Raw genomic sequence first — 22,464 nt, 5'->3', positions numbered from 1 at the left:
CGCGCCGGGCACTCTCCCCTCCGGCGCCAAACGCCCCCGCATCCTCGCCGGATTGCGGGGGTTGTTGTTTCAGCCCTCGGCGATATCCGCCACGCGGCCGCCAGTCAGCCGGATGAGTTCGAGCACGGCATAGGCCGGGCCGAGAGCGGCCTGGACGCGCAAGGCGGTGGGGTTGGTGGCGGGTTTCATGGCGGAAATGGCCCCGTGCTCAGCCGGCCTTGCCCGCATTGTTGAGCACGACATCCAGCTGTGGCTTGGTGTTGATCGTCTGGAAGACGACGCAATAGCGCTCCGTCAACTTGAGCAGCGAAGCGAGCTGCTCCTCGCTGGCATCGGTTTTCACCTCGAAACGCAGGCGGATATTCCGGAACCCGACCGGCGCATCCTTGGCGACGCCCAGCGTGCCGCGGAAATCGAGATCGCCCTCGGCGAAGACCTCCGCCGAATCGAGCGTGATGCCGAGCGCCGTCGCCACCGCCTTCAGCGTCACGCCGGCACAGGCGACGAGCGCCTCGAGCAGCATGTCACCGGAGCAGAGTTCCAGGCCTGAACCGCCGGTGGCAGGGTGCAGACCGGCCTCGACCATCGCCTTGCCGGTTTCCAGCTTGCAGGTGATGCCCTCGCCCACGGTGCCGCGAGCCTTGAGAGTGATCACGGCCGCATCCGGGGCCTCGCGGTACTTCGCCTTGATCGGCGCCTGCAGGGCACGGAGGGCTTCGGCATCGAGACTCATATTCCAGCACCTTGGATGAGGCCGTCCTCCCGCGCGGGCGGATCGGCCAATGTTGCATTCAACGCTTTCAGGATGCGCCGCTTTTCCGCATCGAACGCCTCGGAATGGCGCTGGCGCGGCCGGGGAAGGGCCACCTCGAAGCTCCGGGCGATCCGCCCGGGATTGGGCTGCATGATGACGATTCGGGTCGCCAGAACAAGCGCCTCCTCGATGTCATGCGTCACCAGCACCAATGTGGGCCGGTAGCGCTCCCAAAGGGTGATCAGGTGGTCCTGCAGGTCCGCGCGGGTAAAGGCGTCGAGCGCAGAGAAGGGCTCGTCGAGCAGCAGCACATGTGGCTCGGTCACCAGCGCCCGGGCCAACGCCACGCGCTGGCTCTGCCCGCCCGACAATTCGCGCGGCCATTTTCCGCCATAGCCGCCGAGACCGACCCGCTCGAGCGCCTCGGTCACTTTCGCCTGCCGCTGCACCGGCGACAGGGCAGCAAGGCCGAAACCGACATTCTCCGCCACGTTGAGCCAAGGCAGCAGGCGCGGCTCCTGGAAGACGATGCCGACCAGCGGATGTGGATCGCGGATGACCTCGCCTTCCACTTCCACCGTGCCATGGCTGGCCTGGTCAAGGCCGGAAATCAGGCGCAGCAACGTGCTCTTGCCGCAACCGGAACCGCCGACCAGCGCGACGATCTCGCCCTGCTGGACCGTCAGGTCGATGCCGCCAAGGGCATGGGCGCCGTTGGGATAGATCTTGCCGAGATTGTGGATCTCCAGCATGGCTCAGGCCCCTCCCGCATAGACATCCTGCCAGCGCAGGAACGGCGCGAACAGCGCCGAGAGCAACCCGTCGGTGATCTTGCCGAGCACGGCGAAAAGCAGGATGGCGGCCACGATCTGGTCCGGCTTGCCGAGTTGCTGGCCGTCCACCAGCAGGTAGCCCAGCCCCTCCGAAGCGCCCATGAATTCCGCCGCGACGACAAACATCCAGCCAAGGCCCAGCCCGCCGCGCAGGGCGAGGACGAAGGAGGGCAGGATCGCCGGCAGAAGGATGCGCCGGACAAGGCCGAACGGAGTCAGGCGGAAGACGCGGCCGACCTCGACGATCTTGCGGTCGATGCCGAGAATGGCGCCCATGATGCCGAGATAGACCGGGAAGAATACGCCCACCGCGATCAGCGCCACCTTCGAGGCCTCGAAAATCCCGAACCACAGGATGAAGAGCGGCACCCAGGCGATCGAGGGCACCGCGCGTAGCCCCTGCAATGTCGGGTCCACCAGCCGACGGGTCAGGGCGGAATAGCCGCTGAGCGCACCGAGCAGCGTGCCCGCGAGAACGCCAAGCGCGAAGCCTGTGAAGACGCGCGCAGAGGTGGCGATGATGTGCCGGAGCAGGTCTCCACCTTGCGAAAGTTCCATCAGCGTGCCGGCGATCCGCGAGGGTGGCGGCAGCAGCCTGCCACTGACCAGCCCCTGTCGAACCAGCAGCTCCCAGAGGATGGCCAGCACCAGCGGCAGGACGAAGCCCAGCCCGTCGGGCATGCTCCAGCCATCGGCGACCTTTGGCCTGACTCCGGCTTCGCGGGCGGAAACGCCCGTCGTTCCGGGTTTGAAATTGCTCATGGGGCCCCCTGCCCTCGCCCTGCTACAGAACAACGCGGCCCGGAGGGGCCGCGTCATCTTGCCGGTTATCAACGGTCAATGGGTCGCGGTCAGCAGGCTGCCATCCACGAGGTCAACCACAACGGCCCGGACATTGACATCCGGCTTGATCACGCCCGCCTTCTGGAGCGCGAGGCCCGCCTCGGTGATCGAGTCAATCTGGGCCGGGCCGATCTTCGAATGGGTGAGATCGGTGCGCTCGGAAAGCTGCTTCGCGATAACCGCCTCCGGAAGCCTGGTGGCGGCCACGAGATAGGCCTTCACCTGGTCGGGGTTGGCCTGCGACCACGCCCGCGCCTTCTCGTAGGTGGCGAGGACGCGGCGAACCAGCGCCGGATGATCCTTCGCGAAAGCCTCGCGGACATTGAGGATGCCCCAGGTATTGGCTTCCTTCTTGCGGAAGAAGATGCTCGCCTTGTCCTCGAGTTCGGCAGCCGCCATCATCGGGTCGAGACCGGCCCAGGCATCGACATCCTTGCGCGCCAGCGCGGTCCGGCCATCGGCGTGCTGGAGCAGGACAAGCGTGACGTCCTTCTCGGTCAGGCCGGCTTCCTGCAGCGCCCGGACGAGGAAGATATGCGGATCCGTGCCGCGGGTGGCGGCAACGCGCTTGCCCTTGAGATCGGCGACGCTCTTGATGCCAGTACCCTCACGGGTCAGCAGGGCGGTCCATTCCGGCTGCGAATAGACATAGATCGACTTGATCGGGTTGCCGTTGATCTTGCCGATCAGCGCGGCAGCGCCGGCGGTCGAGCCGAAATCGAGCGAACCGGCATTGAGGAATTCCAGCGCCTTGTTCGACCCGGCGGACTGAACCCAGCGGATGGTGATGCCGTCCTTCTCGAATTCCTTCTCGAGCAGCTTCTGTTCCTTCAGCGCCAGCGAGACCGGGTTGTAGGTCGCCCAGTCGATCCGGATCTCCCTGGGCGGCCCCGCTGCCAGGGCGGGTGCCAGCGCAAGGCCGAAAGCGGCAGCGGCGAGAAGCGGGAATGAGCGGCGGGAAATCATCGGCGGAACCTCCATTTCGTACGGCAAAACATACGGATCGTTCCGATATTCCAAACAAAGATTTTGGAATAAGGATATTCCCAAACGTGAAATGCCCGCATTCCGACAGCAAATCGAACGGGCTATCCTGCCCTCGTGCCCCGCCGAAGAATTCCTTGCTCTGCCGGGGCCGGAATTTGGAAAGCCCGCCCGGGGCCGGCGGAAAGGGCGCAAGCGCCATGAAGGGGTTTGGTGGGCCCGGCAGGACTCGAACCTGCAACCAGACCGTTATGAGCGGCCGGCTCTAACCATTGAGCTACAGGCCCCTTGCCAGAGGCGCCATCCTTTTTGCGTGACCGGGTCGACTTTGCAAGCCCCGGGAGCGGCAACCGGCAAGCCCCCGGCAGGGACAACCCGGCGGAAGCGACAATCGCGGATTTCATTCCCTGTCTGGACATAAATACGATAATTGTCCTTTTTGTAAGACATTTATCCCTTGTCATGGAGTGAAAATCCCGTTCCGCCGTCTCGCGGTCGCTTTCTCGCCTCAATCGGGCATCAGACGGGCCGGCCCTGCGCCGGACATGGGGTCTGGCGCGCAACCCGAAGGAGATGCCGGTTTTGCGGATCATCCTAGGAACAGCGCTGATGGCGGGCCTTGCAACCCCGGCTCTCGCGCAGAATGTCTGGCACACCAGCTATTACGGGCAGGAACTGGCCGGACGGAAAACCGCCTCGGGCGAGCGATTCAACCCGGGCGCGCTGACGGCCGCGCATCGGACGCTGCCTTTCGGCACGAAACTCAAACTCACCAATGTCCAGAACGGGCGATCCGTCGTCGTCCGGATCAATGATCGCGGCCCCTTCGTGCGGGGCCGGATGCTGGATGTCTCGCGCGGCGCGGCCTCGGCGCTCGGCTTCGTGGGACAGGGCACGGCCCGGCTGAGGGTGGAACCCCTCTCGGCGAAAGCCAGCCTGTTCGAGCCGGCCCCGGTTGACAGGGCTGCCCCGGTCCCGGCATCGGAGGAGGTGGAATCCATCCCCGAAACCGACGGCCTGATCCATCGTGGCGACCGAGCCCTTTTCAATTAGCAACATTCCCTGTCCGTCCGGGCGGCTCGGCATCATGCCGCTGCCTGGCCGGACAGGCATCCCTGCTTCGGACCTCGCTGTCATCCGAGCCTGGCGACCCGGCCTGCTCATCTCGCTGGTCGAGCCGGAGGAATGGGCCTCGCTCGGCCTCGCCGCGCTCCCGGCCGAACTTGCCACCACGGCCGACACTCTCATTGCCTTCCCCATTCCGGATTATGGCACGCCCGAGCCGGGCGGCCGGTCCGCCGCCATGCTTGAGACGGCCTGCGCAACCCTGCGCCAAGGCGGGTCCGTGCTGGTCCATTGTCACGGCGGGCGCGGCCGCTCCGGCATGATGGCCGCACGCCTGCTCGTCATGGCCGGTGCTACACCGGACGAGGCGATCCATCTCGTCCGCGCGGCCCGCCCGGGCGCGATCGAGACGGCCGCACAGGAAGCCTGGACCGCGACCGGCGGTTGAGGCCAGCCGCCCCGGCATGATACGAGGCTGGCGCATCCGGAGGCGACATGAGCGAGATCCTGACCCTGTTCCCCACCCGCCTCTATCGGGCCGAGATCGAGGATCCGGCTCTGGTCGAGGATCTGGCCCGCACCAGCCAGGCGCTTGCGGTCGATGACGAGGCCGGCCTGAAATGGTGCCGGAAGAACGGCTATCCCGGCTACACCTCTTATGCCTCACTGAATGATCTTCCCTGGCGCTTCCCCGAATTCAAGGCGCTGGCGAAGCAGATCGACCCGCATGCCCGGGCCTTCGCGCGCCTGCTCGAATTCGATCTTGGCGGCGGCAAGCTGGCGATGGACTCCTTCTGGGTGAACATCCTGCCGGAAGGCGGTTTCCACGCCGCCCATATCCACCCGCACAGCGTGATTTCCGGCACCTTCTATGTTGCCGTGCCGAAAGGCGCGAGCGCCTTGCGTCTCGAGGATCCGCGCCATGCCATGATGATGGCCGCGCCACCGCGCAAGGCGAAGGCTGCCCTCGAGAACCGCGCCTTCGTCAGCATCGAGCCGCAGCCCGGCACCCTCCTGCTCTGGGAGAGCTGGCTCCGGCATGATGTGCCGATGAACCGCTCGGCCGAGGAGCGGATCTCCATCAGCTTCAACTACAACTGGGTCTGAAACCACCGCCCGGACCGGCATCGCCTGGATTGACTCCAAAATACAAACCATACAGTATGGTATTGTTATTGACCGGAGCTTGCCATGAACCCCTTCCTGACCGCAGCCGCGATCGGCGCCCTTGCCATCTGCCTTGTGCATGTCATCGCCGGCGGGCGTCATATCGTCCGGCCGCTGCTGGCCGATACCCACCTGCCCCGCATGTCGAAATGGACGCTCTACATGTGCTGGCATTTCGTGACGATCACACTGGCTGGCATGGCCATCGCCTATCTCGTCGCGGCACAGCCGGAGGGGAACCGTACCCTCGCATATTTTGCCACCGGCGCAGCGGCGCTTTACGCGCTGACGAATATCGGCATGAATGTCGCCCTGGGCCTGCGGCATTCCCGCCACCCGCAATGGATGATGTTCACGCCGCTGGCTGCCCTCGGGACAGCGGGACTCTGGATCTAGGGATCATGCCGGGAAGCGGGCGGCTGAAAAAGGCGGATTGGCTGGATCTCGGGCTCGCCTTGCTGGCCGAATCGGGGCCGGACGCCCTGACGATCGAGACCGCCTGCCAGAGGGCCAAACGCTCGAAGGGATCCTTCTACCACCATTTCGAGACGATCGACGCCTATCTCCTCGCCATGGCCGGGGCATGGCGCGAACGGCATACCGAGGCCGTGATGCGGCAGGTCGAGAAGGCCGGCACGGCGGAGGAGAAACTCGAAGCCCTCAACATCGCGACAAGCCTGCTCGACCAGCGGATCGATCAGGCCATGCGCAGCCTCGCGACACGGCATCCCGGCATCGCCGAGATCTGCGCCTGGGTTGACCGGCACCGCACCGGCTTCCTCGCCCGCCTTCACGAGGCAGCCGGCCTCCCGCCGGAAACGGCACGCGTGCTGGCCCGGATCGAATATGCGGCCTTTCTCGGGCTGTCGATCCTCGAGCCTGCCTCGACTCCCGCGGAACGGCAGGCGCTCTACCGGCACTTCCTCGCGCTGCTGAAGCGGTGAGGCTCAGACCACCGGCACCGGGCGCGGGCGGCCTTCCTCATCGATCGCAACGAAGGTGAAGGTGGCGTCCGTCACCTTCTCGCGCTGGTGCGTGATGAAGCGTTCGGCCCAGGCCTCGATATGGATCTTCATCGAGGTCCGGCCGATTTTCTCGACCTCGGTATAGACGCAGAGGACATCCCCCACCTTGACCGGGCGGATGAAGGTCATCGCATCGACGGCCACGGTGACCACGCGCCCGCGCGATCGGCCAACGCCGGCAATGCCACCGGCCTGGTCCATCCGGCTCATCACCCAGCCCCCGAAAATATCGCCGTTGGCATTGGTATCTGCCGGCATCGCGATGGTGCGCACCGTGAGCTCGCCGCGCGGCGTTTCCGTCGGTTCAGCCATGTCCGAGTTCCTCGCAGACCATCCGCGCCCCGCGTGACAGGGCCGCCAGCTTGCCATAGGCCACGGCGGACGACATGGGCGCCATGCCGCAATTCGTGCAGGGATACAGCTTTTCCGGCGCCACGAATTTCATCGCCTGCCGGATCGTCTCGGCCACCTGTTCCGGCGTCTCCACGGTATCAGAGGCGACATCGATGCAGCCGACCAGCACATCCTTGCCGTCGAGCAGGCGGATCAGGTCCATCGGCACGCGGGAATTGCGGCATTCGAGGCTGACCTGGTCGATCTTCGACCGCGCAATGACCGGGAAGGTCTCCTCGTAATGGCGCCACTGGTCGCCGAGGCCGGCTTTCCAGTCGATATTCGCCTTGATGCCGTAGCCGTAGCAGATATGGACCGCCGTGGTGCAGGTCAGCCCCTGCGCTGCGCGCTCCAGCGCGGCCATGCCCCATTCCGCGACCTGCGGCATGTAGACATTCCAGGCCGGCTCGTCGAACTGGATCACATCGACGCCGAGCGCCTGCAATTCCAGCGCTTCCTCGTTCAGCACGGCAGCAAACGCCATGGCGAGATCCTCGCGGCGGCCGTAATGCACGTCGGCGATCGTGTCGACGATGGTCATCGGCCCGGGAAGGGTGAATTTCAGCCCGCCCCTGCGATGGGCCCGCGCGGCCATCGCCTCGGCACGATGGACCGGCGCCTTGCGACGGATCGGGCCGACAACCGTGGGCACTTCCGCGTTGTAGCGGTTGTTGCGGATGCCCATCACCGTTTTCCGGTTGAAGTCGATCCCGTCGAGATTGGCGAGGAAGCCATGCACGAAATGCACACGCGCCTGCTCGCCATCGCCCACGATATCGATCCCGGCATCCTCCTGCAGCTTCACCGCGAGGATGGTCGCGTCGAGCTTGCCCTGTTCGAGCATCACGCCTTCAAGCCGCCAGGGTGCCCAGAGCTTTTCGGGCTCGGCCAGCCAGCCCGGCTTCGGCAGCGAACCGGCGATCGTGGTTTTCAGCATTGTGTTTCCCCCGGAAAATGTCAGCGGCCAGAGGTGTCGCGCCGGGAGGCATCCGTCAAGGTCAGGCCGGCGGGCGCCGGACGATTCCGTCCTTGATGAAGACACGGAACGGCGTCGTGCCCTGGGCGGAGCCGTCCTTGGCGCGCCAGCGCCCCTCGGTGCAGAGGATGCCACCGGCGACGGCAACCGCCGTGAACTCGGCCTCGTTGAGGAAGGTGCCACCCTGCGGCCCCGGGATGATGACCGTGAAATCGGTGGTGCATTTGCCACCCGCGACAACCGGCTGGTAGCGGTCGATCATCACCCCGCCACCGCCGGTGCTTTCGAACGGATTGGTCAGGACAGGCCAGCTCTCGTAGGATTCCGACGCGGAAACAGCCTTGCCGACCATCGTGGCGAGGATGAATCCGAGCACGAGGACAGAGCCGAGATAGATCAGGCGAAACATGAGAAACCTCCTTGTGTTTCTCCTGAAACACGCGAGGAAGCCCGCCGGATGCATCGATCAGGCGGCGGCCATCCGCATGGCCGCGCGCTGCCGCCAGATCAGATAGCCCACCACGAGCAGGTTGACGGCATTCCACGCCACACCATTGAGGAAGGCGAGCCGGTAGGATTGCGTCCAGTCGAAGATGACGCCGGAAATGTAGCCGCCGAAAGCCATGCCGAAGATCGTGGCCGAGACCACGAAGCCGATCCGCGCCCCCGCCTCGCGCGGCGGCAGGAATTCTCGGCAGATCACGGCATACATCGGCACGATACCACCCTGGAAAAGGCCGAAAATCCCGGAAATGATGTAGAGCGAGGACAGCCCGTTGAAGAACAGGTAGAGCAGCAGCGCTGTGCCCTGCATGATCGACCCGATCAGCAACGTGGCCGCGCCGCCGATCCGGTCGGAAACGATCCCGGAGCCGATCCGGCTGATAATGCCGAGGAACAGCATGAGCGAGAGCATCTCCGCCCCGCGCGCCGCGCCATAGCCGAGATCACCGCAATAGGCGACAAGATGCACCTGCGGCATCGACATGGCGACACAGCACGCGAAGCCGGCCACGATGAGCAGGGCCTGCAGCATGCCGGGTGACATGCCGAGATCGGCTCGCGCGACCTGGGTGGCGGATTCGGCCGCCGCATAGACCTTCTGGGCCGGACGTCGCTTGAACAGGAAAGCCAGCGGAATTACCGTCAACCCGACAAGGATGCCAATGACGATATAGGTATTCCGCCAGCCGATTTCCGGCATCGCATAGCGGATGAAAAGCGGCCAGACCGTGCCGGCAAGATAATTCCCGCTGGCGACGACCACCACGGCGAAGCCCCGCCGCTTGACGAACCAGTGCGAGATGTCGGCGATCATCGGTGCGAAGCCTGTGCCCGCTCCGACGCCCACCAGCAACCCGTGCAGCAGGGTGAAGGTGGTCAGGTTCGGCGCAAGCCCGCCGAGGATGAACCCGGCCGCGAGGCAGCCGCCTGCAATCAGGATCGGCGGGACGATGCCGGTCCGGTCGGACATCCGGCCGAGCACGATCGTGCCGAAGGCAAAGCCGAACATCGTGAACGTGTAGGGCAACGAAGCCGCGCTGCGATCGACGCCGAATTCCGCCTGGACCTGCGGCAGCACGACGACGATGGCCCACATGCCAACGCCGGCAATGGTGGCCACAAGCAGGGCCAGCCAGAGCCGCACCGTTGCATAGGGGCCATCGGGAGCGAAACGGTCGGCTGCTGAGGCTGAAGCGGAGGAATCCATGATGCGCGGAGCCTCCCCCGCCGGAAGGGGCAAGTCAAATGCCGAAATGTGATCGGCCCATTCGAAGGCGTGATCGAAACCAATCCCGGTGATTGCTTCGCCGTACCGGATTGCCCATATGTCGGCCATGGCTTGGGATTCGGAAGACCCTTCGAAGAAGCGGGGCTATCATCACGGCAACCTCCGCGAGGCGCTGATCGACGCCGCCCTCCGCCTGATCGGCGAGAAGGGGCCCGGCGGCTTCACCGTCGCCGAGGCGGCGCGCGCGGCCGGCGTGTCCCCCGCCGCGCCCTACCGCCATTTCCGTGACCGAGACGAGTTGCTGGCCGATGTCGCCAAGCGCGGCTTCGAGGACTTCACCGCCCGGCTGCAGGCGGCGTGGCAGAACGGCCAGCCCAACCCGCGCGATGCGTTGATGCGTGTTGGCCACGCCTATCTCGCCTTCGCGCGGCATCAGCCGGCCGCCTACTCGGCCATGTTCGAATCGGGCCTGCCCATGGCAAGCCATCCGGGCCTGCACGCGGCCGGCGAGGCCGCCTTTGCTATCCTGCGCGAGGGCTGCGAAGCGGTTCTCGCCACCTTGCCGGCCGAGCGGCGCCCGCCGGCGCTCATGGTCGCCTTGCATGTCTGGTCGATGTCGCATGGCGTCGCGAGCCTCTTCGCCAGGGGCGATGCAGCGCGCCGGCCGGTGCCGATGTCGCCGGAGGACCTGCTCGAGGCCGGCGTCCTGGTCTATTTCGACGGGCTGCGCAGCGGTCCGGCCTGACCGGCCGAACCTTTCCAACTTGTCATGATCGGCCCTCTTGACGAAACGCCGCTCTGATCGCATCTATGTAAATGTGATTTACATTCACATTGAGGAGAGACGGATGTCTGGAATGGTGGCGCGCCTGGATGATTGGGGCAAACCGGCATGGATTGCCGCGATGATCGCCGGATTCGTGCTGTTCTGGCCCATCGGGCTCCTGATTCTGGGCTACATGATCTGGAGTGGTCGCATGGGATGCAACAGCCAATGGGGCGCGTGGGGCGAGAACCGCCGGGCGCGCTGGGAACAGAAAATGGAACGGATGCGCGAGAAGATGGACCGCTGGTCGGCCTATCGGGACAGCGCGGCCGGTGCGGGCTTCCGCCCGACAGGCAACCGGGCCTTTGACGAATACCGGTCGGAGACGATCCGCCGGCTGGAAGAGGAAGCGACGCAGTTCCGCGATTATCTCGAGCGGCTGCGCCATGCCAAGGACAAGGCCGAATTCGACCGCTTCATGGAAGAACGCCGGAACCGCAAGCCTCCGGAAACACCGGAAGCGCCCGAGCCGCGCCCGGCGGCATGACGGGTACGCTCCGGGCTCGGCCCCCTTGTCAAATGAGAAGGCCCGGCAGCCATCGCTGCCGGGCCTTTTCGTTGCATCCGGGCATGCGGCTCCGCCGGTCTCCTGACGCTGTCAGCGTGCCTTCGCCGCATGATCGGGAAAATCGCTGAACAGGCCATCGATGCCGAGCGCATAGAACGCCTTGTATTCCGCCACCGGATCACCCTTGAAATTCGAGGCGAGGCGGCGCGGCTCCGAGCGGAACGTCCAGGTATGGACGAACAGGCCGAGGGCATGTGCGTTCTTCACGAGATCGGTCGGCGGCAGGAGCACGCGGTCCTGCTCGTCGATCTTGCCATCGCCATTCAGGTCCTTCGGCTTGCCATCGGCGCCGATTTCCTGCTTGCCCGCCATGATATAGGGCTTCCACGGCCCGACACCGTCGGCATAGGTCTTGATCTCGGCAAGGCCTTCCTTGGTGACGAGATCGGCAAAGGTCTTCGGATTGCCGGTAATCACGAAATCATAGGGTTTGTCATACGGCGCGGCGAGGACGATCTTGCCGTCCTTGTCCACGCCATCGGCATCGACCAGCTGGACGAGCCGGACATTCGTGCGGGTGCGCAGATATTTGAGATTCGCCACCTCGAAGCTCTGGATGATCACCGGCGAGGTCTTCTCGGTCCAGCCGGCAGCCTTGATCTGGTTGACCAGCCGGTCCTCGAGCGGCAGGCCAACGGCCGAATGCAGGCTCGGATGCTTGGTTTCCGGATACACACCGATCACGCGGCCAAGACGGGCGCTCTCTGCCTTGGCGAGATCGATCACGTCCTGGAAGGTGGGAACAGCATACTTGCCGTTATGGCTCTGGTCGCGCTCCTTGAGGGGCTGGATCGCGCGCAGGGTCTTGATTTCGGCCAGCGTGAAATCGAAGGCGAACCATTCCTCGGTATCGATCCCGTCGACTTTGACCTTGCGCTTGCGGCTGGCGAATTCCGGCTTGGTCGACACATCGGTCGTACCGCCGAGCATCGGCTCGTGCCGCGCGATCAGCACGCCGTCCTTGGTTGCAACGAGGTCGGGCTCGATGAAGTCGGCGCCCATCTCGATCGCCTTGCGATAGCCTTCGAGCGTGTGGTCCGGCAGGTAGCCGGAAGCGCCGCGGTGGCCGACAACCAGCGGCGGCTTGCCATCCAGCGTCTTCTCCTGGGCGAGGGCCGGCGGAACCGCCATCGCGGTCATTGCCAGAAACACGGTCGCAACCATGCGGTTCAGGGTCATTGCATCCTCCATCGGGTCAATGACGCCTTTCTTGGTCCCGCCGCATGACAGGGAGATCACACGGAGATGACCGTGAAGCGACAGGAGAATCCGGCTCGGCGCGAGGGAAAACCGGGCGAGGCGCGGCAAGGGGCCGGTCTCACCGCTCCTGGACAGCGAGGCGCGCCCCCAGCAGCACGAAGGCCGCCGCGAAGCTCCGGCGCAGCCAGGCCATCACGGCCGGCCGGCTGATCACATGGTCGCGCATCGCCGCCGCGAACAGGCCGTAAAGGGCGAAGACCACGAAAGTCATCGCCATGAAGATGCCGCTCAGCGCCAGCATCTCCAGCATCGGGCTGGCGGCATTGCGGTCCATGAATTGCGGCAGGAAAGCCACGAAGAAGATCGAGAGCTTCGGATTGAGCAGGTTGAGCGCGATCCCGTCGACCAGCACCCGCAGGGTCGAACGCGGCGTCGGATCGGCATCGACGCGCATCGCGCCCTTTTCCTGCAGGGTCTGCCACGCCATCCAGAGCAGATAGGCGACGCCGGCATATTTCACGAGGTCGAACAGCAGTGCCGAGGCATGGAGCAGGGCCGTCAGCCCCGTCATCGCGGCGGCGAGATGCGGGAGGATGCCGAGCGTGCAGGCAAAGGCCGCGACCAGGCTGGCCTTCCCGCCGCGCCCGAGGCCGGTGGCGATGCTGTAGACCGCCCCCGTGCCCGGCGAGGCCACGACGATGAAGGTGGTGATCCAGAATTCGAGGGTCATGGCAGTTCCTGATCGGGAGGATTCGCGATCAGGGTTTCATGCCCCGCCTCGATTGTCGAGGAGATCAGGCTGAGCCTAGATCCCGTCGAGGACGCCACCGAGAATCGAACCGGCAAGATCGAGGCCAGCGGCACAGACTTCGCCGACCGCATCGCCCACAGCGTTGCCAAGAATGTCGAGCCGGGAACCCGGCTGTTCGTTCCCCTCCTCTCCATCCGCAGCAAGCTCAGCAGGGTCGGGCGTCGAGGGGCTGTTCGGATCGTCGTTCATGGCATTCTCCTTCGCCACGAAATAACGCAATGAAAAAGGGCGGGTTTGCGACCCGCCCTTGTCGAATGAATGGCACAGTCGCCTTGCCTCAATTATCCAGGAAGCTCCGCAGCTTCCGGCTCCGGCTCGGATGCTTGAGCTTGCGCAGGGCCTTCGCCTCGATCTGGCGGATGCGCTCGCGCGTAACGCTGAATTGCTGGCCGACTTCCTCGAGCGTGTGGTCGGTATTCATCCCGATGCCGAAGCGCATGCGCAGCACGCGCTCCTCACGCGGGGTGAGCGAGGCGAGGACGCGCGTCGTCGTCTCGCGGAGGTTCGACTGGATCGCGGCATCGATCGGCAGGATCGCGTTCTTGTCCTCGATGAAATCGCCGAGATGAGAATCCTCCTCGTCGCCGATCGGCGTCTCGAGGCTGATCGGCTCCTTGGCGATCTTGAGAACCTTGCGCACCTTTTCCAGCGGCATGGCCAGCTTCTCGGCCAGCTCTTCCGGCGTCGGCTCGCGGCCGATCTCGTGCAGCATCTGGCGCGAGGTCCGGACGATCTTGTTGATCGTCTCGATCATGTGCACCGGGATGCGGATCGTGCGGGCCTGGTCGGCGATCGAGCGGGTGATGGCCTGCCGGATCCACCAGGTCGCATAGGTCGAGAACTTGTAGCCGCGGCGATATTCGAATTTGTCGACGGCCTTCATCAGCCCGATATTCCCCTCCTGGATCAGGTCGAGGAATTGCAGGCCACGATTGGTGTATTTCTTGGCGATCGAGATCACGAGGCGCAGGTTCGCCTTCGTCATCTCGTCCTTGGCGATCCGCGCCTCGCGCTCGCCCTTCTGGACCTGCGTGACGATCTTGCGGAACTCGATGATCTCGAGGCCGGTCTCGCTGGCCAGGGCCTGGATCTCGCCGCGGATATCCTTGATCCGCTCGAGTTCATTGGCCACGACTTCCTTCCACCCCTTGGTGGTGAACTTCGAGACCCGGAGGATCCATTTCGGATCCAGCTCGGCGCCCTGGTAGTTCTTCAGGAACTCGACCCGGTCAACGCCATAGCTCTCGGCCAGCCGCAGCAGCTTGCTCTCGAGGCCGATCAGCCGCTTGTTGATGTCGTAGAGCTGCTCGACCAGCGCATCGATGCGGTTCTGGTTGAGCGAGAGCGACTTCACATCGGCAATGATGTCGTCCTTGAGCTTCTTGTATTTGCGCTCCTGGGCCGGCGACAGCTTGGTCGATTGCAGGCGGTTCTCGATATCCTGGTCCTGCAGGCGGCGGAGCTTCTTGTAATTGTCGGCCACGCGCCCGAACGTCTCGAGCACGCGCGGCTTCAGCTCGGCTTCCATCGCCGAGAGCGAGACACCGCCATCGAATTCATCATCAAAGGAATCCGGCTCCGGCGGGGCTTCCACCTCGTCGCCATCCTCGTTGACGACGCGCGCCTTCGGCTCGTCGGAAAAATCATCCGGCTCGCCCTCGACCTTGGGCGCGCCCTTGCCGTCCGGGCCGGCATAGGTGGCCTCGAGATCGATGACATCACGCAGCAGCGTCTTGCCTTCCTCGAGTTCGTCGCGCCAGATGATGATCGCCTGGAAGGTCAGCGGGCTCTCGCAGAGCCCGGCGATCATCGCCTCGCGGCCGGCCTCGATGCGCTTGGCAATCGCGATCTCGCCCTCGCGGGAGAGCAGGTCGACGGCACCCATTTCGCGCAGATACATGCGGACAGGGTCATCCGTCCGGTCGAGTGGCTCGGACGAGCGTTCCGACTTCACGACAGCGGTCGAACGCGGCGCGGGCTCCTCGCCATCCTCGGCATCGTCATCGGCGGCATCGGCGGCCGGCGTTTCGCCTTCCTCCGTCTCCTCGTTCTCGACGACATTGACGCCCATCTCGTTGAACATCGCGAGGATGTCCTCGATCTGCTCGGAATTCACCTCTTCCTGCGGCAGGACAGCGTTGATCTCGTCGATCGTCACGTAGCCGCGCTTCTTGGCGAGCTTGATGAGCCGTTTGACGGCCGCATCGGAAACATCGATCAGGGGAGCATCAGGCGTATCGGCGCCGGAATTCGCCGCTTCTTCTTTTTTGATGGGTTTGGTCGCCATTCCGTCAGGTCCTGAAGCCTCGGGGTCACATGCCCCTACCAGAGCCGACTCCGCCAACGTTCTGTCGTTAACGCGAAGCCGCTTAATGATCTATTATCCACGCCGGGCAGCGCGTGCCCCGCCCGCTGGCCCGGGCACCGCCATGCCGGGCGCGGGCCGCCCCTCAATCTGTCGTCTATTCGGTTTCGAGCAAGGCCTCCCGTCGCTGGACAAGTGCCTTGAGCCTCTCGAACCTCTCCTCGCCCCCGTTAACAGCAAAATCAAGAGAAACCGAGTCTATTTCGCTATGTAGGAAGGATTGGCGCGCATGCAAGTGGGCAGCCTCGCGCCAGGCCGCCGTGACATGGTCGATCGCAGCCCCCGGGCCGGCCCAGGTTTCCGCCGCCGCTGCCTCCTCGAGCTGCCGGATTGCAGGCGCAAGCCCCTTCCCGGCAAGGGCAAGCTCCAGCGATTCGCGTGTTTCTGCCCCGGCTCCGCCCCGCGCGGCAAGATCGAGCAACCCGGCACGGATCTGCCGCGCCACTCCGCTGTCGAACAGCAATTCGGCAAAGGTCTCCGCTTCCTGCTCGATCAGGCCGGGATGGTGCACCATGGCCAGCACGAGCGCCGCTTCGCGGGCAAGGATTCCCGTCTGGCTGCGGAAAAGCGGGCTGCGCTTCAGCAACTCGCTCGCCACCAGCGGCATCTGCGCGCTGGAATCGCCCTGCCCGTAACGCCCCCGGCCGCGTGGCGCGGAACGGCCGCCGGCCCGCATGTCCTGCCGTTGCGGCTGGAACCGGGCCTGCAGCCGTTCGCGCATGGCCTGCCGGTAATGGCGCTTGAGATCCTCGTCGCCGATCTGCGCCACCGCGCCGAACAGCCGCTTTTCGCAATCCGCGCGCTGCTCGGGCGTTTCAAGCGGCGAGCGTGCCATTTCGCGCTCGAACAGCACATCGACCAGCGGGCGCGGTTTCTCGAGCGCCTGCCGCAAGGCGTCGGGGCCGCGACTGCGCAGAAGGTCATCCGGGTCCTGCCCCTCTGGCAGGAAGCAAAAGCGCAGCGATTTTCCGGGTGCCAGGCCCGGCAGGGCCACGTCGATCGCCCGGTAGGCCGCCCGCAGGCCGGCCTTGTCGCCGTCGAAACACAGGACCGGCTCCGGCACAAGGCGCCAGATCATGGCCAGCTGGTCCTCGGTCAGCGCCGTGCCGAGCGGCGCGACGACATGGCCGATCCCGGCCCGGTCGAGCGCGATCGCATCGACATAGCCCTCGACAACGAACAGCGTGCCCGCATCGTGGGCGGGCTTGCGCGCCTTGTCGAGATTGTAGAGCGTCCCGCCCTTGTGGAAGATCGGGGTCTCGGGCGAGTTCAGGTATTTCGCCTGCGCATCCTTCTGGAGTGCACGGCCACCGAAGGCGATGATCCGCCCGCGCGGATCGGTGATCGGGAACATCACCCGGTCGCGGAACCGGTCATAGGCCACCGCCTCGCCGTCGAGCTGGATCAGCAGGCCGGCCTCGACCATCACCTCCGAGGGCACATCCTTCCCGGCGAGATAGTCGCGCAGGCCATACCGGTCCGGCGGCGCGTAGCCGATGCCGAACCGCTCGGCCACGGCGCCGACCAGACCGCGCCCGGTGCAATATTCGCGCGCTTCGCGTCCCTTTGCCCCCCGCAATTGCTCGCGGAAATAGGTGGCGGCGAGTACCATCGCCTCGTGCAGGCCGGCGCGCTTGCGTTCGCGCTGCTCCGTCTCCGCCGTTGCGACCGGCAGCACCACCCCGGCCTCCGAGGCAAGTCGCTCGATCGCCTCGGCAAAGGACAGCCCCTCCGCTTCCATCAGGAAGGTGAAAATGTCGCCGTTCCGGCCGGAGGAGAAATCGAACCAGGCCTGTTTCTGGTCATTGACGAAAAAGGAGGGCGTGCGCTCGGCATTGAAGGGCGAGAGCCCCTTCCATTCGCGGCCGGCCTTCTGCAATTTCACGCGCCGGCCCACCACCGCCGAGACCGGCAGACGGGACTTGATGTCCTCCAGAATCGAGGGCGGATAGCGCATCAGGTCTGGATAGCGGATAGGCAGCCAAGCGCAAAGCAATTGACTTTGTATTTATGTATGTATATACAGACGCCAGATGCTCGATAGAGGCGTCGTTCGGATTTAAGGTCGGAGATGGCACGTCAGTGACAAAAGTTCTGGTCTTGAAAGGATTTAAACCGAATGATTCTATTCGAGTACGACGAGGCCAAGCGCCTCGCCAACATCACCAAACACGGGATCGATTTTCTCGATTGCGTCGAGGTTTTCGCTGACCGGCGAAGCTTCGAAATCCGCTCCGACCGGGATGGCGAGCCGCGCTGCCTGCTGATCGGAGCCCTGAAAGGCAGGGTCATCGCCGTGATCTTCACCCTGCGCGGGGAGAATATACGGCTCATTTCGGCCCGGAAGGCTCGGGAAAGGGAGGTTGCGTTATGGCTGACACATCCGACATGACCTATCTCGGCAAGCTGGATGACACCCGCCACATCGTGCGTCATCCCGATGGCCGCCTCGAGATCCGGACCAGCCAGACGGATTGGGCTCGACTCGATGCCCTCACCGATTCCGATATTGCGTCAGCCGTGGCCGACGACCCGGATTGGGCAGGGTTGCACGATGTTGACTGGTCGGCGGTGGCGATCCGCCCCCATCGCCCCAAGCAGCCGATTTCGATTCGCCTGGATCCGGATGTACTCGAGTTTTTTAAGGCACAGGGGCCGGGTTATCAGGGCCGGATCAACACCGTGTTGCGGCACTACATCGACACGAAGCGTCGCGCATAATCCCCGTTATCCACAGGGTCGCCGCGATCGGCATGGGAAAACTGTCCCGACCACGAACGGCTTAACGCACTGTAAAATATGTAATAACAAAAAGCTGTCAGGTCAGCCTGACAGCGCTGCCTTCACCAGGCCGCTCGCCTTGCTGAAATCCATCTGGCCCGTGAAGCGCTCCTTGAGATGGGCGATCACCTTGCCCATATCCTTCATGCCAGCCGCGCCGGTTTCGGTGATGGCGGCAGCGATGGCGGCATGGGTCTCGGCCTCGTCGAGCTGCTTCGGCAGGAAGCTCTGGATGACGGCGATCTCGCCTTCCTCGGTCTCGGCAAGTTCGGGGCGGTTGTTGGCCCGGTAGATCGCGGCCGATTCCTGGCGCTGCTTGATCATCTTCTGGAGCAGGGACAGGATCTCGTCATCGGTCGCCTGCGTCTTCCCGGCGCCACGGGCCTCGATATCCTTGTCCTTGATCGCGGCCTGGATCAGCCGCACCGCCGCCAGCCGCGCCTTGTCGCCGGCCTTCATCGATTCCTTGAGGGCGGTGGTGAAAAGTTCGCGCATCATGGTCTCCCTGCCGGCAAGAATGCCGGAAATGCCCCGCAGACGGGAATTGACGTCGTGGCGCGGGTTCCTTATCGAACCCGGAATGCCGTCGCGCCGAGCCGAACTGGCTTTGGCCCAATCCCACGAGCAACTGCCATGACAAAGCCGGGCCTGCAATCCGAAAATCGCGACACCGCGCCTGCGCCCTGGACGGAGTTCCGCCCGACCGCGCTCCTTGTTCTCGCAGATGGTACGATGATCGAGGGCACGGGCATCGGCGCGACCGGCGAAGGCCGCGGCGAGATCTGCTTCAACACGGCGATGACCGGCTACCAGGAAATCCTGACGGACCCCTCCTATTTCGGCCAGATCATCACCTTTACCTTCCCGCATATCGGCAATGTCGGGGTGAACGAGGAAGATATCGAGACGGTCAACATGGCCCGCACTGCCGCCACTGGCATCGTGCTGGCGACGGACATCACCGATCCCTCGAACTACCGCTCGACGCATGACCTCGATTCCTGGCTGAAGACGCGGAACATTGTCGGCATTGCCGGCATCGATACCCGCGCGCTTACGGCCCTGATCCGCGACAAGGGCATGCAGAACGCCATCGTCGCCCATGATCCGGATGGTTTTTTCGACCGCAAGACCCTGCTCGCCGCCGCGAAGACCCTGCCCTCCATGGCCGGACTCGACCTTGTCCCCGCCGTCACCGGCAGCCAGCGCTATGACTGGACCGAGACCAGCTGGACGTGGAACGAAGGCTATGGCGAACAGAAGGCGCCGGAATTCCATGTCGTTGCGCTCGATTACGGTGTGAAGCGCAACATTCTGCGCCTGCTGGCCGAGCGAGGCTGCAAGGTCACCGTCCTGCCGCCGGACGCGCCGGCCGCCGATGTGCTGGCGCTGAAGCCGGATGGTGTCTTCCTCGCCAATGGCCCGGGCGATCCGGCCGCGACCGGCCTCTACGCGGTGCCGAATATCCGCGCGATCCTCGATGCGCGGATTCCGACCTTCGGCATCTGCCTCGGGCACCAGATGCTGGCCCTCGCCATTGGCGCGCGCACGATGAAAATGGCGCAGGGCCATCACGGCGCCAACCACCCGGTGAAGGAACATGCCACCGGCAAGGTCGAGATTGTCTCCATGAACCATGGCTTCGCAGTGGATCCGAAGACCCTGCCGGACAATGCCGAGGAAACCCACATCTCGCTGTTCGACGGCTCGAATTGCGGCCTCCGCCTGAAGGATCGCCCGGCCTTCTCGGTACAGCAGCATCCGGAAGCCTCGCCCGGCCCGCAGGACAGCCACTATCTGTTCGATCGTTTCGTCGACATGATGCGCGCGGCGCGGCGCTGACAGGCCGGCGCCATCACGCCACGGGATGCCCGCCATGCGCAGCTGGATCGAGTTCTGGAATGCCGACAACCCGATCTACGTGAATGATCGGCACAAGATGCTGCATTACCGGGGCATCGCCTCGGATATCCGCGACCTTCTCCCCGGCGAGGACGATACCGTCCTCGATTTCGGCTGCGGCGAAGCGCTCTCGGCCGGCCTTGTTGCCGCGCGGTGCCGCAAACTGATCCTCGTCGACGCCGCTTCGACAGTCCGCGAGAAACTCAATGCCCGCTTCGGCGAGATCCGCGCCATCCAGGTTCTGGCGCCGGAAGATCTGGCTGGCCTCGCCGATGGCAGTGTCGATCTGCTCGTCGTGCATTCGGTGGCGCAATACATGTCAAAGCCGGATTTCGCGACACTGATCCACGATCTGGCACGGCTGCTGCGCCCGGGCGGCACGCTGATCCTCGGCGATATCTTGCCTGTCGGCCTCTCGCCACTCGTCGATGCACGCGCCTTGCTGGCCTTCGGCTGGCAGGGCGGCTTCCTCATCCCGGCTCTGGCCGGCCTCGTGAAGACGGCCCTGTCTGATTACCGCCGGATCCGGCAGGAACTCGGCCTCACCCATTACGAGGAAGCCGAGATCCTCGCCTTGCTCGACAAGGTCGGGCTGACCGCCCGCCGGCTCGAGCGCAATCTCGGCCATAACCAGGCCCGAATGGCCTTCGCCGCCGTCCGCTTCAGCGAACCCCGGGCCGAGTGAGCCTTCAGGCCCGGTCGCGGAAACTCCAGTATTTGTGGGCGAAGAAACTCCAGAGCAGCACGATGCCCGTCGTCAGCAGTTGCGACGGAATATAGTGCCAGTCGAGCAGGCGCAGGAACGCACTCATCAGCGCCGTCGTCAGCCCGAGGCCGATCAGCGCCACCACGGCGAAGCGCCATCCCGCCTCGAGATGGCCGCGCTCTGCTTCGTAGGTCAACAGGCGGTTCAGGCCATAGGAAAGCAGGCCACCGGCGAGGTAACCGGCCATCGTGGCCAGCACGGCATCGACCTTCCGCCATTCGACGAGAAAGATCAGCAAGCTGTAATGAACGACGGCGGCAAGGATTCCGACGCCGAAGAACGACTTGAACTGGCGCAGCATCCGGCGCCAACCGCGATCGGGTGGAACGGCCTCGCCGGTCACGGGCCGCCCCGCGCCCAGGGCCCGCGCTTCTCAACCATCTGCGGCAGCGATTCGCGATCCCGGATCGCCTGCGGCGGGCCGAGCGGAATCTGCCCGCCGGCATGGGCCTGCAGCGCCTGGATGCGCTTGGTGATCGAGGGATGGGTCGAGAAGATATCGGCGAAATCGTCCGGATCATTCTCGATGCACATATCCATGATCCCCGAGGGCACGCCCTCGATATCGGCGCGGCCGGAAATCTTGAGCAGCGCCGAGATCATGGCATCCGGGTTTTTCGTCAGCTCGACCGCGCCGGCATCGGCGAGATACTCGCGGCTGCGCGACAGCGAGAACCGGATCAGTACGGCCAGAAACCACGCGAGCAGCATGATCACCGCCCCGACAAGCAGCGCCAGGCCCCTGCCCTTGCTGTCGCCGTCGCCACCGCCGCCGAATCGGAACCGGCCGCGCACCAGCAATTCACCGAAGAAGGAGATCACCCCGGCGATCAGCACGGCGATGATCATCAACCGGACATCCTGGTTGCGGATATGCGTCAGCTCATGCGCGAGCACGGCTTCCAGCTCCGCATCGTCCAGCGCTTCCATGAGGCCGGTTGTGACACTGATCTGGTACTGCGCCTCGTTGACGCCACTCGCAAAGGCATTGAGGGCCGGATTCTCGATGATGGCCAGCTTGGGCACCGGCATGCCGCGCGAGATGCAGAGCGTTTCCAGCAGGTGATAGAGACGCGGATGGCTTTCGCGCGTCACCTCCTGCGCACCGGTGGCCCAGGAGATCATGGCCGTGTTGAAGGCGAAGCCGATCCCCACCCAGACAGCGGCCAGCGCGAAGGCCACCGGCAGGTAGCCCCAGAATTGCCGCCAGGCATAGGACAGGATGCGGTTGAACGGCGCGTTGAACCGCGCCGCATCGAAGGCCAGCGTCAGTGCGAAGGTTACCGCAGCCACCAGCACGAACAGGCTGGCCAGCAGGAACCACGAGCGCAGGCGGTTGTTCCGGATATGGGTGTATAGGCCGAATGCCTGCCCCATGGCGTTGCCCTTGACATGCGGGAGCGGAATTGCGGCCTTCGGGGCCGCGGCCTCCTCCCCGGAGGTTTCTCAGGAGGTGGCCCGGCAGGCGGCGCA

26 protein-coding genes, 1 tRNA gene and 1 pseudogene are annotated in these 22,464 nt (G+C 64.7%); 11 read left to right on the top strand and 17 right to left on the bottom strand.

Going from position 1 to position 22,464, the window contains the following annotated elements; all coding sequences use genetic code 11:
- Positions 1-208: 208 nt before the first annotated feature.
- The 5 genes from P0652_RS06350 to P0652_RS06330 all read right to left on the bottom strand — a co-directional run bounded on the left by P0652_RS06350 (position 209) and on the right by P0652_RS06330 (position 3,701).
- Positions 209-733 (bottom strand): OsmC family protein, encoded by a 525-nt coding sequence (locus tag P0652_RS06350; protein ID WP_284177923.1) that lies wholly within the window; start codon positions 731-733, stop codon positions 209-211.
- Entirely contained in the window at positions 730-1,506 is a 777-nt protein-coding gene (locus tag P0652_RS06345) for an ABC transporter ATP-binding protein (RefSeq protein ID WP_284177922.1), read from the bottom strand. The genes P0652_RS06350 and P0652_RS06345 overlap by 4 nt, the downstream gene beginning before the upstream one ends.
- Positions 1,507-1,509: 3 nt before the next feature.
- Positions 1,510-2,349, bottom strand: a complete 840-nt coding sequence (locus P0652_RS06340; protein WP_284177921.1) for an ABC transporter permease — start codon at positions 2,347-2,349, stop codon at positions 1,510-1,512.
- A gap of 75 nt (positions 2,350-2,424) precedes the next feature.
- The gene (locus P0652_RS06335) at positions 2,425-3,396 is read right to left on the bottom strand and encodes an aliphatic sulfonate ABC transporter substrate-binding protein (RefSeq protein WP_284177920.1); all 972 of its coding nucleotides are present in this window, start codon (positions 3,394-3,396) and stop codon (positions 2,425-2,427) included.
- Between the two features lie 229 nt (positions 3,397-3,625).
- Positions 3,626-3,701, bottom strand: a tRNA-Ile gene (locus P0652_RS06330).
- Positions 3,702-3,987: 286 nt separating this feature from the next.
- Here P0652_RS06330 and P0652_RS06325 point away from each other — a divergent pair.
- The 5 genes and pseudogenes from P0652_RS06325 to P0652_RS06305 form a co-directional block, all read left to right on the top strand.
- Positions 3,988-4,335: pseudogene (locus P0652_RS06325) on the top strand (septal ring lytic transglycosylase RlpA family protein); the annotation flags it as partial.
- A gap of 166 nt (positions 4,336-4,501) precedes the next feature.
- Positions 4,502-4,927 (top strand): phosphatase domain-containing protein, encoded by a 426-nt coding sequence (locus tag P0652_RS06320; protein ID WP_284177919.1) that lies wholly within the window; start codon positions 4,502-4,504, stop codon positions 4,925-4,927.
- Between the two features lie 47 nt (positions 4,928-4,974).
- A complete protein-coding gene (locus P0652_RS06315; RefSeq protein ID WP_284177918.1) occupies positions 4,975-5,586 on the top strand; it encodes a TIGR02466 family protein in 612 nt (203 codons plus the stop codon).
- A gap of 84 nt (positions 5,587-5,670) precedes the next feature.
- Positions 5,671-6,042 (top strand): hypothetical protein, encoded by a 372-nt coding sequence (locus P0652_RS06310; RefSeq protein WP_284177917.1) that lies wholly within the window; start codon positions 5,671-5,673, stop codon positions 6,040-6,042.
- Positions 6,043-6,047: 5 nt separating this feature from the next.
- Positions 6,048-6,590 carry a TetR/AcrR family transcriptional regulator gene (locus P0652_RS06305; RefSeq protein ID WP_284177916.1) on the top strand — a complete coding sequence of 181 codons (543 nt, stop codon included), beginning with the start codon at positions 6,048-6,050 and terminating at the stop codon, positions 6,588-6,590.
- A 3-nt stretch (positions 6,591-6,593) separates the two neighbouring features.
- Here P0652_RS06305 and P0652_RS06300 read toward each other — a convergent pair whose 3' ends face one another.
- The 4 genes from P0652_RS06300 to P0652_RS06285 form a co-directional block, all read right to left on the bottom strand.
- A complete protein-coding gene (locus tag P0652_RS06300) occupies positions 6,594-6,983 on the bottom strand; it encodes an acyl-CoA thioesterase (protein WP_284177915.1) in 390 nt (129 codons plus the stop codon).
- Positions 6,976-8,001 carry a methionine synthase gene (locus tag P0652_RS06295; protein ID WP_284177914.1) on the bottom strand — a complete coding sequence of 342 codons (1,026 nt, stop codon included), beginning with the start codon at positions 7,999-8,001 and terminating at the stop codon, positions 6,976-6,978. The genes P0652_RS06300 and P0652_RS06295 overlap by 8 nt, the downstream gene beginning before the upstream one ends.
- 61 nt (positions 8,002-8,062) lie before the next feature.
- Positions 8,063-8,449 (bottom strand): hypothetical protein, encoded by a 387-nt coding sequence (locus P0652_RS06290; RefSeq protein ID WP_284177913.1) that lies wholly within the window; start codon positions 8,447-8,449, stop codon positions 8,063-8,065.
- Between the two features lie 57 nt (positions 8,450-8,506).
- Positions 8,507-9,751: an MFS transporter gene (locus P0652_RS06285; protein ID WP_284177912.1), complete on the bottom strand. Its 1,245-nt coding sequence runs from the start codon at positions 9,749-9,751 to the stop codon at positions 8,507-8,509.
- Between the two features lie 127 nt (positions 9,752-9,878).
- Here P0652_RS06285 and P0652_RS06280 point away from each other — a divergent pair, with 127 nt between their 5' ends.
- Positions 9,879-10,517, top strand: a complete 639-nt coding sequence (locus tag P0652_RS06280; protein ID WP_284178027.1) for a TetR/AcrR family transcriptional regulator — start codon at positions 9,879-9,881, stop codon at positions 10,515-10,517.
- Between the two features lie 103 nt (positions 10,518-10,620).
- Entirely contained in the window at positions 10,621-11,085 is a 465-nt protein-coding gene (locus P0652_RS06275; protein WP_284177911.1) for a DUF2852 domain-containing protein, read from the top strand.
- A 111-nt stretch (positions 11,086-11,196) separates the two neighbouring features.
- Here the strand turns inward: P0652_RS06275 and P0652_RS06270 are convergent, their stop codons facing one another.
- The 5 genes from P0652_RS06270 to dnaG all read right to left on the bottom strand — a co-directional run bounded on the left by P0652_RS06270 (position 11,197) and on the right by dnaG (position 17,499).
- On the bottom strand, positions 11,197-12,345 hold the full coding sequence (locus P0652_RS06270) for a glycerophosphodiester phosphodiesterase (RefSeq protein WP_284177910.1): 1,149 nt from the start codon (positions 12,343-12,345) through the stop codon (positions 11,197-11,199).
- 139 nt (positions 12,346-12,484) lie between these two features.
- Positions 12,485-13,096 carry a LysE family translocator gene (locus tag P0652_RS06265; protein ID WP_284177909.1) on the bottom strand — a complete coding sequence of 204 codons (612 nt, stop codon included), beginning with the start codon at positions 13,094-13,096 and terminating at the stop codon, positions 12,485-12,487.
- 75 nt (positions 13,097-13,171) lie between these two features.
- Positions 13,172-13,366 (bottom strand): hypothetical protein, encoded by a 195-nt coding sequence (locus tag P0652_RS06260; RefSeq protein WP_284177908.1) that lies wholly within the window; start codon positions 13,364-13,366, stop codon positions 13,172-13,174.
- Positions 13,367-13,454: 88 nt separating this feature from the next.
- A complete protein-coding gene (rpoD, locus tag P0652_RS06255) occupies positions 13,455-15,464 on the bottom strand; it encodes an RNA polymerase sigma factor RpoD (RefSeq protein WP_284177907.1) in 2,010 nt (669 codons plus the stop codon).
- Between the two features lie 175 nt (positions 15,465-15,639).
- Complete coding sequence (gene dnaG, locus P0652_RS06250; RefSeq protein ID WP_284177906.1) at positions 15,640-17,499, bottom strand: DNA primase; 1,860 nt, start codon at positions 17,497-17,499, stop codon at positions 15,640-15,642.
- A gap of 162 nt (positions 17,500-17,661) precedes the next feature.
- Between dnaG and P0652_RS06245 the strand changes: the two genes are divergently transcribed.
- A complete protein-coding gene (locus tag P0652_RS06245; RefSeq protein ID WP_284177905.1) occupies positions 17,662-17,934 on the top strand; it encodes a BrnT family toxin in 273 nt (90 codons plus the stop codon).
- Positions 17,913-18,263, top strand: a complete 351-nt coding sequence (locus tag P0652_RS06240; RefSeq protein WP_284177904.1) for a BrnA antitoxin family protein — start codon at positions 17,913-17,915, stop codon at positions 18,261-18,263. Before P0652_RS06245 ends, P0652_RS06240 begins: the two co-directional genes overlap by 22 nt.
- Positions 18,264-18,365: 102 nt before the next feature.
- Here P0652_RS06240 and P0652_RS06235 read toward each other — a convergent pair whose 3' ends face one another.
- Entirely contained in the window at positions 18,366-18,821 is a 456-nt protein-coding gene (locus P0652_RS06235) for a GatB/YqeY domain-containing protein (protein WP_284177903.1), read from the bottom strand.
- Positions 18,822-18,956: 135 nt separating this feature from the next.
- Between P0652_RS06235 and carA the strand changes: the two genes are divergently transcribed.
- Complete coding sequence (gene carA, locus P0652_RS06230; protein WP_284177902.1) at positions 18,957-20,165, top strand: glutamine-hydrolyzing carbamoyl-phosphate synthase small subunit; 1,209 nt, start codon at positions 18,957-18,959, stop codon at positions 20,163-20,165.
- 34 nt (positions 20,166-20,199) lie between these two features.
- A complete protein-coding gene (locus P0652_RS06225) occupies positions 20,200-20,910 on the top strand; it encodes a class I SAM-dependent methyltransferase (protein WP_284177901.1) in 711 nt (236 codons plus the stop codon).
- 4 nt (positions 20,911-20,914) lie between these two features.
- Here the strand turns inward: P0652_RS06225 and P0652_RS06220 are convergent, their stop codons facing one another.
- Together P0652_RS06220 and P0652_RS06215 are read right to left on the bottom strand one after the other, a co-directional pair.
- Positions 20,915-21,334 (bottom strand): GtrA family protein, encoded by a 420-nt coding sequence (locus P0652_RS06220; protein WP_284177900.1) that lies wholly within the window; start codon positions 21,332-21,334, stop codon positions 20,915-20,917.
- Positions 21,331-22,368 (bottom strand): M48 family metallopeptidase, encoded by a 1,038-nt coding sequence (locus P0652_RS06215; RefSeq protein WP_284177899.1) that lies wholly within the window; start codon positions 22,366-22,368, stop codon positions 21,331-21,333. Before P0652_RS06215 ends, P0652_RS06220 begins: the two co-directional genes overlap by 4 nt.
- Positions 22,369-22,464: the final 96 nt, after the last annotated feature.

The sequence above is a fragment of the Rhabdaerophilum sp. SD176 genome (assembly GCF_030143245.1).
Taxonomy (GTDB): Bacteria; Pseudomonadota; Alphaproteobacteria; order Rhizobiales; family Beijerinckiaceae; genus Rhabdaerophilum.
The sequence above is the reverse complement of the archived record's forward strand: the minus strand, read 5'-3'. Positions and strand labels throughout refer to the sequence as shown.

Bases quoted from the DNA above. Each gene is read 5' to 3' on its own strand.
- P0652_RS06350 (WP_284177923.1), bottom strand. From the start codon at position 733: ATGAGTCTCGATGCCGAAGCCCTCCGTGCCCTGCAGGCGCCGATCAAG.
- P0652_RS06345 (WP_284177922.1), bottom strand. From the start codon at position 1,506: ATGCTGGAGATCCACAATCTCGGCAAGATCTATCCCAACGGCGCCCAT.
- P0652_RS06340 (WP_284177921.1), bottom strand. From the start codon at position 2,349: ATGAGCAATTTCAAACCCGGAACGACGGGCGTTTCCGCCCGCGAAGCC.
- P0652_RS06335 (WP_284177920.1), bottom strand. From the start codon at position 3,396: ATGATTTCCCGCCGCTCATTCCCGCTTCTCGCCGCTGCCGCTTTCGGC.
- P0652_RS06320 (WP_284177919.1), top strand. From the start codon at position 4,502: ATGCCGCTGCCTGGCCGGACAGGCATCCCTGCTTCGGACCTCGCTGTC.
- P0652_RS06315 (WP_284177918.1), top strand. From the start codon at position 4,975: ATGAGCGAGATCCTGACCCTGTTCCCCACCCGCCTCTATCGGGCCGAG.
- P0652_RS06310 (WP_284177917.1), top strand. From the start codon at position 5,671: ATGAACCCCTTCCTGACCGCAGCCGCGATCGGCGCCCTTGCCATCTGC.
- P0652_RS06305 (WP_284177916.1), top strand. From the start codon at position 6,048: ATGCCGGGAAGCGGGCGGCTGAAAAAGGCGGATTGGCTGGATCTCGGG.
- P0652_RS06300 (WP_284177915.1), bottom strand. From the start codon at position 6,983: ATGGCTGAACCGACGGAAACGCCGCGCGGCGAGCTCACGGTGCGCACC.
- P0652_RS06295 (WP_284177914.1), bottom strand. From the start codon at position 8,001: ATGCTGAAAACCACGATCGCCGGTTCGCTGCCGAAGCCGGGCTGGCTG.
- P0652_RS06290 (WP_284177913.1), bottom strand. From the start codon at position 8,449: ATGTTTCGCCTGATCTATCTCGGCTCTGTCCTCGTGCTCGGATTCATC.
- P0652_RS06285 (WP_284177912.1), bottom strand. From the start codon at position 9,751: ATGGATTCCTCCGCTTCAGCCTCAGCAGCCGACCGTTTCGCTCCCGAT.
- P0652_RS06280 (WP_284178027.1), top strand. From the start codon at position 9,879: ATGGCTTGGGATTCGGAAGACCCTTCGAAGAAGCGGGGCTATCATCAC.
- P0652_RS06275 (WP_284177911.1), top strand. From the start codon at position 10,621: ATGTCTGGAATGGTGGCGCGCCTGGATGATTGGGGCAAACCGGCATGG.
- P0652_RS06270 (WP_284177910.1), bottom strand. From the start codon at position 12,345: ATGACCCTGAACCGCATGGTTGCGACCGTGTTTCTGGCAATGACCGCG.
- P0652_RS06265 (WP_284177909.1), bottom strand. From the start codon at position 13,096: ATGACCCTCGAATTCTGGATCACCACCTTCATCGTCGTGGCCTCGCCG.
- P0652_RS06260 (WP_284177908.1), bottom strand. From the start codon at position 13,366: ATGAACGACGATCCGAACAGCCCCTCGACGCCCGACCCTGCTGAGCTT.
- rpoD (WP_284177907.1), bottom strand. From the start codon at position 15,464: ATGGCGACCAAACCCATCAAAAAAGAAGAAGCGGCGAATTCCGGCGCC.
- dnaG (WP_284177906.1), bottom strand. From the start codon at position 17,499: ATGCGCTATCCGCCCTCGATTCTGGAGGACATCAAGTCCCGTCTGCCG.
- P0652_RS06245 (WP_284177905.1), top strand. From the start codon at position 17,662: ATGATTCTATTCGAGTACGACGAGGCCAAGCGCCTCGCCAACATCACC.
- P0652_RS06240 (WP_284177904.1), top strand. From the start codon at position 17,913: ATGGCTGACACATCCGACATGACCTATCTCGGCAAGCTGGATGACACC.
- P0652_RS06235 (WP_284177903.1), bottom strand. From the start codon at position 18,821: ATGATGCGCGAACTTTTCACCACCGCCCTCAAGGAATCGATGAAGGCC.
- carA (WP_284177902.1), top strand. From the start codon at position 18,957: ATGACAAAGCCGGGCCTGCAATCCGAAAATCGCGACACCGCGCCTGCG.
- P0652_RS06225 (WP_284177901.1), top strand. From the start codon at position 20,200: ATGCGCAGCTGGATCGAGTTCTGGAATGCCGACAACCCGATCTACGTG.
- P0652_RS06215 (WP_284177899.1), bottom strand. From the start codon at position 22,368: ATGGGGCAGGCATTCGGCCTATACACCCATATCCGGAACAACCGCCTG.